General features: G+C 60.1%; 10 protein-coding genes and 2 pseudogenes. 10 read left to right on the top strand and 2 right to left on the bottom strand.

Annotated features, from left to right (window positions below; all coding sequences use genetic code 11):
• Positions 1 to 538: 538 nt before the first annotated feature.
• The 6 genes and pseudogenes from FZI91_RS11305 to FZI91_RS11280 all read left to right on the top strand — a co-directional run.
• Complete coding sequence (locus tag FZI91_RS11305; RefSeq protein ID WP_155942070.1) at positions 539 to 1,060, top strand: DUF3631 domain-containing protein; 522 nt, start codon at positions 539 to 541, stop codon at positions 1,058 to 1,060.
• 488 nt (positions 1,061 to 1,548) lie between these two features.
• Positions 1,549 to 2,337, top strand: a pseudogene (locus FZI91_RS11300) (hypothetical protein); the annotation flags it as partial.
• 983 nt (positions 2,338 to 3,320) lie between these two features.
• Positions 3,321 to 4,076, top strand: coding sequence for a hypothetical protein (locus FZI91_RS11295; RefSeq protein WP_162525636.1), 756 nt, complete (start codon positions 3,321 to 3,323; stop codon positions 4,074 to 4,076).
• A gap of 167 nt (positions 4,077 to 4,243) precedes the next feature.
• Positions 4,244 to 4,654, top strand: a complete 411-nt coding sequence (locus tag FZI91_RS11290) for a hypothetical protein (protein ID WP_155939140.1) — start codon at positions 4,244 to 4,246, stop codon at positions 4,652 to 4,654.
• On the top strand, positions 4,655 to 5,296 hold the full coding sequence (locus tag FZI91_RS23955) for a hypothetical protein (protein ID WP_239001634.1): 642 nt from the start codon (positions 4,655 to 4,657) through the stop codon (positions 5,294 to 5,296).
• A 9-nt stretch (positions 5,297 to 5,305) separates the two neighbouring features.
• Positions 5,306 to 5,845 (top strand): annotated as a pseudogene (locus tag FZI91_RS11280) (GAP family protein); the annotation flags it as partial.
• Positions 5,846 to 5,851: 6 nt separating this feature from the next.
• On the opposite strand, the gene FZI91_RS11275 reads toward FZI91_RS11280, so the two are convergent.
• Positions 5,852 to 7,729, bottom strand: a complete 1,878-nt coding sequence (locus FZI91_RS11275; protein ID WP_239001635.1) for a hypothetical protein — start codon at positions 7,727 to 7,729, stop codon at positions 5,852 to 5,854.
• Positions 7,730 to 7,831: 102 nt separating this feature from the next.
• Here FZI91_RS11275 and FZI91_RS11270 point away from each other — a divergent pair, with 102 nt between their 5' ends.
• On the top strand, positions 7,832 to 8,179 hold the full coding sequence (locus FZI91_RS11270; protein ID WP_309224057.1) for a DUF732 domain-containing protein: 348 nt from the start codon (positions 7,832 to 7,834) through the stop codon (positions 8,177 to 8,179).
• Positions 8,180 to 8,186: 7 nt separating this feature from the next.
• Here FZI91_RS11270 and FZI91_RS11265 read toward each other — a convergent pair whose 3' ends face one another.
• Positions 8,187 to 8,780: a TetR/AcrR family transcriptional regulator gene (locus FZI91_RS11265; RefSeq protein ID WP_162525637.1), complete on the bottom strand. Its 594-nt coding sequence runs from the start codon at positions 8,778 to 8,780 to the stop codon at positions 8,187 to 8,189.
• 97 nt (positions 8,781 to 8,877) lie between these two features.
• On the opposite strand from FZI91_RS11265, the gene FZI91_RS11260 reads away from it, so the two are divergent.
• The 3 genes from FZI91_RS11260 (at position 8,878) to FZI91_RS11250 (ending at position 11,510) form a co-directional block, all read left to right on the top strand.
• The gene (locus tag FZI91_RS11260) at positions 8,878 to 9,792 is read left to right on the top strand and encodes a hypothetical protein (RefSeq protein WP_155939020.1); all 915 of its coding nucleotides are present in this window, start codon (positions 8,878 to 8,880) and stop codon (positions 9,790 to 9,792) included.
• A 181-nt stretch (positions 9,793 to 9,973) separates the two neighbouring features.
• Entirely contained in the window at positions 9,974 to 10,345 is a 372-nt protein-coding gene (locus FZI91_RS11255; RefSeq protein WP_155939019.1) for a hypothetical protein, read from the top strand.
• Between the two features lie 124 nt (positions 10,346 to 10,469).
• Positions 10,470 to 11,510 (top strand): hypothetical protein, encoded by a 1,041-nt coding sequence (locus FZI91_RS11250; protein WP_155939018.1) that lies wholly within the window; start codon positions 10,470 to 10,472, stop codon positions 11,508 to 11,510.
• Positions 11,511 to 11,544 lie beyond the last annotated feature (34 nt).

Below are 11,544 nucleotides of genomic sequence, written 5' to 3'. Positions count from 1 at the left end.
CCCGCACCAGCAGCGGGGAGGTAAGAAACAAGAAGGCCTGCCGCACCCAAGAGCAGACCTGAACCACAACACAGAGTGTCAAGGATCAACCGACACCAAACCGTCAACCATCAACCGAACACAAACAGGGGCGCTGACAGTGGCATAATTTTCCTTAGTAAGCGCGCGCTTGGTCCACAGGCAGTCCGCATCGCGCTAATCAAGGCGAGTGATCCGACGAGCCGCGAGGCTAGGCGCACTCGTCATATCATCGGCGCGCCTCCACTCGAATCGAACAAATGTTCGCATAGTGTGGGCATTCGCGGTTGATGGCAGACGTCTGTCAAGGCGGTCGGCGACCAGCTCACCGGCTGTGACGGTTCGGGGCGCTTGGTTCACCGGGTGTCCCGTTTGGGGACACGTACAGCGACTTCCCTTGAAAGCAGCGGCAAAGTGCCGTCGACTGCCGGTCCTCTCACCATGAAACAGGCACCCTCGCGTGCGTCCTGTTTTGTCGCGACTTCCGGCGACCCGTCCAGTGAAACAGGGAAGTTCGACTATGAGTAACTCCACCGATTATATCGACACCGACACCACCCCCGGACAACAACTCCTGGCCGACATTCGGGCAGTATTCACCACCGAACTCATGACCTCACAAGACCTCTGCGACAGCTTGAGCACGCTCCGCGAGTCCCCCTGGCACGACATCGGCCTCAACCCCGCCAAGCTTGGACAACGCCTCCGCAAATACTGGAAGACTCGCCACACGACCAATAAGGCAGCACGCCGCTACCACCGCGCCGATTACCTCTACGCCTTCAACCGTTACCTTCCCCTACCACCGCGTCCGGCACGCCCTCTGCCCAGCACTAACCCTGCGAAGGCCCACCTGGTGAAGCCGCATAAGCGGACACCCTCACCCTGTCCGCACACCAACCCCGTCGGATTACATCACCACAGCTCAGCTGCCATAACAACGGACACCTTGGGCGCCCTCGGACACCAGAGCAAATTAGGCACCCACAACACAACGGAATCTATTCCGGCCCCGACACGAATCCACATCGAATGGGCCTGACCGACAGGCCCGAAACCTGCCGCGCGAATCAACTCCGTTAGAACGGCGAAAGCGGGGGACCATGAAGACACATGGGGATGAACGCGCGCCCAGGAACACGCGGCCTTGAAAGCGGCCTACGAGGCGCTCACCCAGTCCGGCACACAGCTACGGGGCGGGCCGAACAACCGCAACCCAATCCCCATCCGACCAGAGAAGGCTGGTCGGCGGTGCAGCCAGTCCTAAACAGTAACTAGGCCAACTTTGAGACGAAGGCGACCAGCGCAACCGACAGCCGATTCTCTATCTTGCCAGGTGGTAGCGGGTCACCCCAAAGTTTGATCCAACCACCTGGGGCCTTTGATTGGCGCAGCAAACCCTAAAATCCTGCATTCATGTGGACATAGCCAGCCCTATTCTGCCATGCTGCTGTAATCAGCTACACGCTTTCGCTGCGTGCGGCGCTAGCGGGAGGGTTCACCGGGGTGGTAACGAGTGATCGCTGGCGCATGTCGCCGGGTACGCGCCGAACATCAGCATTTGTAGCCATCGCGACGCTTGCTATCGGTGGCGCGAAGATCGCCAGCGACCACACTATGCCCGGCAGCGGCTTTTCCGCAGTGGCAACCGTAGCAGCAGACCCAACGGGACCTCCGGGGCCAACTGGGGGCATGACCGACGGCGGGGGTTCGCAATTTCAACCGCCGCAAATGTCTAGCCCCATGCCCGATTACCAGGGCGGCATCAACCAGCCACCCCTAGACCAGAACTCGGGTATAAGCATCTACAACAGCGGCAATCCGCAGGCACCGCAACAGGTTCCCGGGCAGCAAGCCGGTCAGCAGCCTCAACAGGCGCAGCAGCCCGCGCACGGCACACAAATACCCGACTATCAAACCGCCACCCCGTACACGCAGGGCCCGGGTAAAGCGAACCCGGACTATCAAGCGCCGCAGCAGGGTAATAAAGCCCAGCAACCTCAGCAGGGCCAGCAACAGCAGCAGCCAAGTCAGGCTCCCACGCAGACTCAGCAGCCCAGCAAAGATGATCAGCAGGACCGCGAGCTAAAACAGCAGTGTCAGCAGCAAGCCCAGTACTACGGCCTCGCTGAACAGATGTCCAGCTTTATCGCCTCGACGATGGGCGGTTTCGGAAGCATGTTCGGGCAACCCAGCCGCAAATGGGGGCCTGCCTTCGAATGCAACTGCGCCCCTGAACAGGGCGGGCCCCAAAAACAGTCACCTGAAAGCCCAGCACAAACCGAGCCACCCAACGAAGAACAAAGATGTACGCCACCCGGGTTTAGTGTCGCGAGTGAGGGCGAAGGCTCCATGGTCATTGATGAGACGCAGTGGAGAAATGCATTGATGATCTTGTCGGAGGCGAGACGGCTGCGTTTACCCGAGAGAGCACAATCTATCGCGTTGGACGTGGCCCTGCGTGAAAGCCACTTGCTCAATCTTGGGAATAAGAACACTAACCCTTTAGACACTCCATTGAGCGCACCTGTCCCCGGTAGCGATAGCATTGGACCTGGTTTGAGTGCCGATGACCGTTCAATGTCCTTCAGAATGGCCGATAGATCTCCAAATTGGTACCTAAGAACATCTAGCGAGGACTACGCTGGGCGGCCAACAATGATCGATGTTGGTGGCGACAACGATTCAGTCGGGTTGTTCCAACAACGCGTACCTATTTACGGTCCCCCATCCCAGACGATGGACCAGTGGTCATCTGCGAATATGTTCTTTTTAGGCAAGAACGGCGCCACTGGGTCGCCCAAGCCCGGGCTAATGGACTATATTAACGAGCCTCAATACAACGAAATACCTAAGGACGTCGACCCGGCTCAGTTCATGGAGAACGCGGACACGGAGTTAGCACAAAGGGTTCAGGGGTCTGGCCCAGCGACCTACAAAGTATGGTACAAAGCTGCTAAAGACCTTTTCAGCAAGATCAAGGCGTGCCCGGGGATTGGGCGAGGGGAATGACGATGAAGCTCCGCGCATTTGGCGTTGTCGCGGTTACAGTCACTGCCGCTTTGCTATCGGGGTGCAGCCCGTCAAGACCGGGTACAGATAGCACAGATAGCGAGTTCTTTTTCTCCAGATCATATGAAAAGTACGGCCGGGATCTCGACGACTCCGCCCGAGACACACAGCAGATCGACAGAGCTCTTCGACGCGTAGATCCCTGTGGATTCATTCATGCGGACGCCTTGAAATCAGCTACCGATAAGGTCGCTTCGTACCGGTTTGGCAATACTCTTGAAACCTGCCTCATGAATCAGCCCGCCCCCATGCCGAACGTCGGGCTCCGGATCGATATCCGAACCGATGTTGACCCCGTATGGGACTCATCGTGGAAAGATCTAAAGGTTGGCGATGTCACCGTCAAAACGAGTTCTGAATGTTCTTACTTCTTTCCACTCGGGCTTGGCGAACTAGAATCTGCGCCGCAATCTGACAAAGCCAAAGAAGCTTTTTCTCATCAATACGTTTCCATCTCATCTTCCCCAAACAGCGACCCTGGATGCAAACTGACAAGCGCTGCAGCAAAAATGTCAGCAGAGAGCCGCAATCAAGGAATCCCCCGTTTTGATTCCCGAAGCAAGATGTGGCGCCCCCTGTTTGAACAGGATATTTGTTCACTATTCCAGCAACTCAATGGATATAGCCGGTACTACCAGGGCGAAAAGTCACCAAGATCATGCTCATTCTATGCAAATAACGCAGCCACGCCTACCTCAGCAGCCCTACACCTAACCACAAAGAAAACACTCAACACGTCTTGGAAGACCGAAAACAGAAATGGTGTCGAGTTATACGTTGAGCCCGGATACAGCGAAGGCGACTATCACGATTGCAGAATTAGCGTTGAGATGGGCCCGCCGATACCGCCTACGAACATTGGCACCGCCAATACCGACGCCGCGAATGATTCGTCAGATTGGCCAACCCCAGTCATTGAAGTTACCGGACAAGACTGCGAACAAAACAAAAAACTTGCATTAGCGGCAGCCAAGAAGTTCACGTGATCATGAACAAGGCCCTCTTGCCCATACTCGGTATGTGCGCTCTGGCAGCGGGATGCGGTCAGCCCGGTTCGCCATCACCAACGGTAGCCGCCACCGCATCGTCGCCCACGCGGCAAGAATCGCAAGACTTTACGAACATTCCCGGCCAGTTCCCCACGCCGGGATCGTTGACGGCTAATGGTCAGGCCGAGGCTCCTGTAGGTGGGTGTGTGAATTTGGATGGCGAGTTGGTAAATTCTTCACTCACTATCGTTGATTGCGGCTCGACTAAGAACACTTATCGAGTTATCAAACGTGTGAATGTGCCTCAGGAATGCGGGGATACGGACCGTTCCTTTTACCACAATTCGAAAGCGACAGGCCAATACACGGCCTGTCTAGACTTAGCGTGGGACAGCTCATTGTGTATCGGCTTGGGCCAGCCTGTAACGAAAGTGGCCTGTGCAGATACCGCCGTGCCCAAGCGCATTAAGTCGGTCAAAGTCATCATGAACACCACGAGCCTCGACGGCTGCCCAGGCGGCGGCTACCAGCATCCGCAACGACGTTTCACGGTTTGCACGGAGGACCAGAAGTAGGTGGTTGATCCGTGGATGCAGCCGTACATGCCGACGCCTGTGCATCGTCGGTGGCCAAAGGTAATGGGTTGGATCACTGTCGGGATGGTCGTTGTCGTGGCGTGGTGCGTGATGGCCAGTTTCGGCGTGATGTGGGTCCTGAAAATGCAACATGCCCGCAGGACCGTGCCCGCCGATGAGACCGCCCACACCGATTTTTCAACGATCAACGGCCAATTCCCGGCCAAAACCCTCACGATCAACCCAGATTTCCCTGCCCACTCGTGCGCGCATTTGTATGCGTCCGAGAAGAGTTGGAGTTTGTCAAAGGCTGAATGCGGGGCTCCCGACGATAACTACATTGTGGTCCAGCAGACACGGAATCGGGACGAATGTGTCGCCGACGCCGATTACAAGTTCTGGAGCAAAACAGCTGACGGCCACGAATACGCAGTATGCATGGACTATCACTGGATACGGGACACGTGCTTGAGCATCACTAAGCGGGATTCGCACCGTGCCAGCTGCGACGACGCCTCACAACCAGGCAGAGAGAAACCCGTCAGGCTGGTCCTGGACACAACAACTCTCAGCCGCTGCCCTGGCGGCGGATTCGCTCACCCGGTACGCAAATTCACCGTCTGCACCGAAACACAGAAGTAAGTCCGCGACTTTCTGGCCGGTTGGCTGGCCGGATTGGCCGCACTGACAGCACTGTGTGTCGCGGCGTCGGGGCTGCTCGGCGGCATGCACAAGTCGCCTCCCGCCTGGGCTTCCTGGCTCCGCGTGATCGTGGGATCGGCACTGGTTCTCTTCGGCATTTACCGGTGGCTGACCCGCCATCGCCATTCCGACTCACCGGCCTGGATGCGATCATTCGCGACGATCACCCCGGCACGTGCTGCGATGACTGCCGCGGCACTCGTGGTGATCCGACCCGACGTTCTACTGATCTGTGTTCCGGCCGGACTGTCCATCGGTGCCAGCGGGCCGGATGTCGCCGACAACTGGACGGCTGCAGCGTTCTTCGTCGCCATCGCTGCATCAACGGTAGCCGTCCCCGTCCTGGGTTACGCGACCGCGGGTCACCGCCTCGACGACCTGATGGGCCGACTCAAGGACTGGATGGAGAAGAACAATGCCGCGCTCATGGCGGCGATTCTGATCGTGTTAGGTGCCATGGTGCTGCACAACGGAATTCAGGCCCTTTAGCGAGCCCTACTTCGGCTCCGTGCGACTGTCCTTCGCGAGCGCCTCGGTGGCCACCAGCGGCGTCAGATCGTCGCGACTCAGATGCATCCCGGTGCGTTTGGAGTATTCGACACACGTCAGCCCGTCGCGCTCCATCAGACATTCGGTCGGATAGGGGCCCTCTTCCAGCCTGATGGTGCTGCCGTACGGCAGCGCGTTGGACTCGGCGTAGACAATGGGATCGGTCGTGGCAATCCCATTCGCAATACCATCCCACCCGAAGTTGACGATACTATCGGACCAATTACCTTCCAAATCAACGGGTTTGGGCGTGCGCGGGTAGGTTCCGTGCGGTACGTCGCAGTACAGCGCGTACCTCCTCCAGGTGCACACAATCGACCCGGTGGGCGAACGGAAATGTAGATAGTCCGGACTACGGGTCTTGGCATCACCCGGCTGATAACCCCCGAAATGGAACTGCTCGGGGTTGACAAGGTTTCCCTTCGCAACACGCGCCAATGCGTCCGTCGCCTCGGCGGATGGCGCGGGGAACTTCATTTCGCCGGGCGGCCGGTCGTAGGGACCGCGGTACACCGGACCCGAGGGCGTATCGAACGCCGCATGCCGCAGGTTCTCGACCGTCTTCTGCGCCACCGCGCTGCCCTTCCCCGGCAACGCGGGTGTGACGATGACGAGGACTCCGCGGACCCGCAGAAGAGAAGTGGTGTCATCGATCCTGTTGGTGGAGTCACCCTTCACGTGGACGGTAGTGACGTCGATGCCGTCGAGTTGCGTGGCCGGTGCCAATTCGACGGTGACAGGGTGTCCAGCCTTGGTGTGCGACGCACATTGTTTGGCCCAGAACGTCGTCTCGTCGATCACCGACGTACCGAGCTTCTCGATTCCGAGCTGCACCGATTCGCTCACCGTGCGCTGGTCTGCCTCCCGTATCGCGGTGACCGCGGCGATCTGACGAAAATCCCGGTCGGTATCCGGTCGCCACCCATCGCTGCCGAAGGGAACCCGGTCGCAGTCCGACGGCGTTGTATCGGACCGTCCTCCCTCACCCGAGCGCTCCCCGACGATCGGCGTGCTCTGGCGCACGGTCCATTCGGACGCCACATCAAGGGCAGACGGCAGTAACTGCTGCATTTCCTTATCGGTTCGCCCGCTGAGATACGTGGTATCCGCCTTGTCGGACAACGGTTTCGACACCTGTCTGTCGGCCGCCAGGCGTTTGGCCGTCAGCGACAGAATGTCGTCGCCGGATCGGCCGCTATCGTGGCGAACCGCCACCAGAACCAGCCCGCGCACCCGGGCAAGGAGCACCACACTTTCCCTGCTGCCTTCAGCCTGATCTCGATGTTCTCGGTTCTCGGTGAGATGGATGCGGGTCACCTCGTTGCCGTCTACCTTCTCCGAAGGCAACAGACTGACCGCCGTCGGGAACGCGGTCGCCGGGTCCTGCGGCCCCGAACCCGGATAGATCACCCGAAAGTCATGACACCGCTTGGCCCAATCCACCGATTCGGCAATCAGGTCAGCGCCTGGACGGTCGCGCATGATGCGCACCGATGCCCGTCCGCTGTCGCCCGCGACTCCGTTCGGCACAAATCCCTCGGAGCTCGCCGCGATGCGATCCGAACGCTGAAACGGGATGTCCCCGCACCCGCTCGGCTCCACCGGCGCATCAGCTGGGTAGACGTCCAGACCCGCGGGGTACTTGGATGCTCCGACCGTCAGCGTGACGTCCCAGGACAATCCGGGATAGTCCGCGAGGACGGGCAGAAAACGAGCCAGCTCCGCGTTTGAACGCCCGGCGAACCCCGCCGATGGTCCGGACGCGCGACCACACCCCGACAGCAGCAGTACGAGTGCCAGAACGCACGCCCACCCTCGGATCATGAACACTCCCTACCCCCGTCAACTCTCATCAGCCTGCCATCAATTCAGCAACATGTGCTCGCTCCAACGGCAATAATGCTGTCGGCTGGAAAGGACACAACGATGGGTAAGTTCCGCAGAGCGATCGTCATCAGCACCGCTACCACCGGCTTGGCTGTCGGCGGCCTGCTCGGCGGCGCCGGCATCGCGCAGGCAAATGACCACACTTTCCTCGACAGTCTCCGCGCTGCGGGCGTCTTCATCCACAAGGACGCCGAACCGTACGTGATTCAGGCGGGACACCGCGCGTGCCGCGACCTGCACAACGGAGTCCCCCCAGAAGAGGTGGGAAACTCGTTCCCTTGGGGCCACGGAGTCGCTCCCGCCCCCGACCCTCAGGTGTACGTGGACATCATTCAGAGCGAGCTGTGCCCGAACGCGCTCAACCCGGCTCCACCCCCAACGGCCTAAGCGCTGATCACGCCTTGACGGCGTTCCATGCCGCCTCGCCGAGAACCTCGGCCGCGCCGAGCACGTCGAACTCTGTAGTGCGGGCCAGCCACAGCCGCGCGTACTCGACGCACGGCCCCATCCACAGCGCCTGACACAGCCTGGGCGGCAACGGTTTAATGCGTCCCTTGTCCACATGCGGCTGTAGCCACGCGCTCGCTTGGGAGTAGAAGTCCTCGTTGAGCGCGGCAATCGCGGGCCGGGACTCCTCGATGACCTCGAACTCTCGGCAATGGAACAGATAGCGCGCCCGCATCTGATTGGCGGCGACCCACTCCAGGTGAAAACGAACAACGCCTTCGATCCCGCTGCGCACGGATGAACTGGCTTGCAGGACAACGAGGTAGGCATCGAAATAGTCGCGCAGCGTCTCTACGTACAGCTCGGCTGCAACGCCTTCCTTGCTCCCAAAGAAGTGATAGATGCTGCCCACGCTCGCCCCGGATTCGCGGTGCAGCGCCTCGACGGTGGCTCCGGCGACGCCGCTCTTCAGAAACGACGTCAGCGCTGCGTCGAGGATCGCGCGCCGACGCGCGACGCCGGCATTCGAGGCAGTAGGCACTACCGCACGATATCCGAATCACCTCTTGACTAGAGAATTATTCTAGAATAATTTTCCAATCAAACGGTGAACCTCATAACAGGAAGGGCTGACGCCAATGAGCACAGGTACCGACAACCGCACCGATAGGGAGGCGCGCCGGTCCAATCCCATGGATGTGGCGCTCGGCGTCGCCTGCGCGGTCTGGGTCGTGATGACGCTGTGGTCAGGGATCTCCACGGGCGGTGCAGGCTTGCCCGTCGTCGCGCAGACGGTCACCACGCTGGCGCTGGTGGTGGCGGTATTCGGGCACATGCTCAAACATCTGGGCCTGAAACTGGCTGCGGCGTACTTCGTGATCGCCTCTGTCGTCGAGTGGGCATTCGAGCAGGCCAACATCAGTTACGGCGGATTCATCTGGGGAGACCTGCGCTACGGCGCACTCCCCATGATGGGTCCGCACATCGGCAGCGTTCCCCTCCTGGTTCCCATCGCGATGGTCGCGTTGTTGTGGCCGGTCTACGTGATCATCAACGTGATTCTCGACGGGAAGATCGTGGTGAACCCACGCACCCTGCGGCCATGGCAGGTGGTGTGGCATTGCGCGCTGTACGGCATGCTGCACGCCTGGATCGCCTTCTCCGCCGACGGTTTTTGCAAGAAGTTCGGAATCTATGAATGGGTTGGCAAGTCCAAGGCCCTCGCCCCTGACGACTCGTTCTTTGGTGATCCCGCCCTGCCGATCGGTTGGGCAATCTGGGGCTTCCTCATCACCCTGATCATCTCCTTCGTGCTCCTCCCCACCCTGGGCAAGGACGCGCTTTCGCGGTCCGAACAGCGTCCGCTCAGCTGGGTCGACGCCGCACCCATCGTGGTCATTACCGCCTACGCCTTCGGCCTGTTCCTCAACCCGGTGAACGAGTCCGTCGGCAGCGTCATCCTGTTCATGTTCGGATTCATCTCGCTGCTCTCCCTGTACCGGTTCACGGCGGCCTTGCTGGAGCAACAACAACCCAACCGACGGCAAGCCTGAGGAGTTCCTGCCAAGTAGCTGACAACTACTGAACAGCGCCTTTGGTCAGGGATGATCGCCGAAACGAGAATTGCCGCAATCCAGGTGCAGATGTTCACCCATTTGGCAGCTATTACCTCCCCGCCGTCGGTAAGTTGTCGGCGTTCGATCCACCGATTCGTCAAGACCAAAGGACAGCGTGATGAAAAGACTGGCGACCGTTGCCGCAGTGGGCGCGGCCATCTTGTTCGGCAGCTACGCACCGACCGCGATCGCAGATCCCAGCACCCCTAGCCCAGCGCCAAGCTCCAGCCCAAGCGCAGGAAAGTTCTGCGCTAAGGATCTGGAAGACAAGACCGGCAAGGCCAGCGACGGCACCGTCCTCACCTGCACCAAGGGTGACGATGGCAAGGACCGCTGGACGGCATCCACCGATTCGGCCGGTGTCGACAAGGCAAGTGCAGGAAAGTTCTGCGCTAAGGATGTAGAGGGCAAGACCGGCAAGGCCAGCGACGGCACCGTCCTCACCTGCACCAAGGGTGACGACGGCAAGGACCGCTGGACCAAGAAGTAGGTCAGTAGCTCGTCCTGTTCCCGGGGTCGATAACCCGGGAACAGGACGAGCAAGCCGTTTCTGTTCGCCACCCTACCCACGAACCCGTGCCAGGCAGTGGAATACATCTGGCACACTGTTTGCTGTGAACATTCGGCTATTCCTGGCACCGAGGTGGGTGCGGTGGCTTATTACCGCGGTCTTGATGACGGTCATCGTCGGTCCGATGTGGGTGTTCCTCATGTCGAACGACGGATCGAGCTGGACCACCCGTGCGATGCAAGTTCCGGTGTTGTGCGTCTGCCTGGCGACCGTACTGACCGTCGTTCAGGAACGATTCCGCCGATCATTCTTTGCCGTCCTCGTCGGGCTGGACGCGACCCAGCGCGCGCACGCCATCCGGGCGAGCCATGGTGGCGACATTCCGTCCGATCCCGCGGCACTTTCCGCGGCGGTCCGGCTGTGCACGTTAGTTGTCGGGACGAGGCTGCGCACTCCGCGCTGGGCCAGGCGAGTAACGCGTTATACCCCAGCAATATTCGCTCTGATCGCAGTCATCGACTTCATCGGTCACGATCTGCGGCGCGCAACTGCCTATGTCCTGTTCGCGGTCTTGATTGCGCTGTCGCTGTGGTGGGAGTCGCGCCATGCGCAACGCACGCAGGCACGGTTGGAGTTCTTGCGTGCGGCAGCCGTACCCATTCTTGGAGAAGTCCCCACCATCGCCGAGGAGGAGTATCCGCCGGTCATGCCGTCCCGCAAAGTCTGGCTGATCACCATCGGGATCATCATCGCCATGACCGCAGCCATCGGCTTCGGCGCGTACGCCATGGACCGCCCCCGCCGCGAATGCCGCACCGCCGTGAAGTCCGTCGACATCGTCTTGGAGCACCGCGATCTCCTCGAGCCCGAGACAATCTTGCCTTCGGGGCCAAATCTGGCCGTCTTCGAAGATTGGTCCAAGCAGTTGCGCGACGTCGCCAACCGCGTCACGCGTGCGGACGTTGCCCCACGTGTGCAGCATCTCGCCGACCTCGCCGACCAGGCGGCGTCGCTGGTCCGTCAAACGCGTGAATCGCCTGGCACGCAACTAGATCAACTGAAACACCAGAACGCTTACCTCGCCCTGATAGGACAGATCCTCGACGAAACCCGGTCCATCCAAAACACGTGCTACCACCACTGAGACGGACCGACACGCACCCGGTGGGCCTCACCTG

This window comes from Mycobacteroides sp. CBMA 271 (assembly GCF_009729205.1).
Taxonomy (GTDB): domain Bacteria; phylum Actinomycetota; class Actinomycetes; order Mycobacteriales; family Mycobacteriaceae; genus Mycobacterium.
The sequence above is the reverse complement of the archived record's forward strand: the minus strand, read 5'-3'. Positions and strand labels throughout refer to the sequence as shown.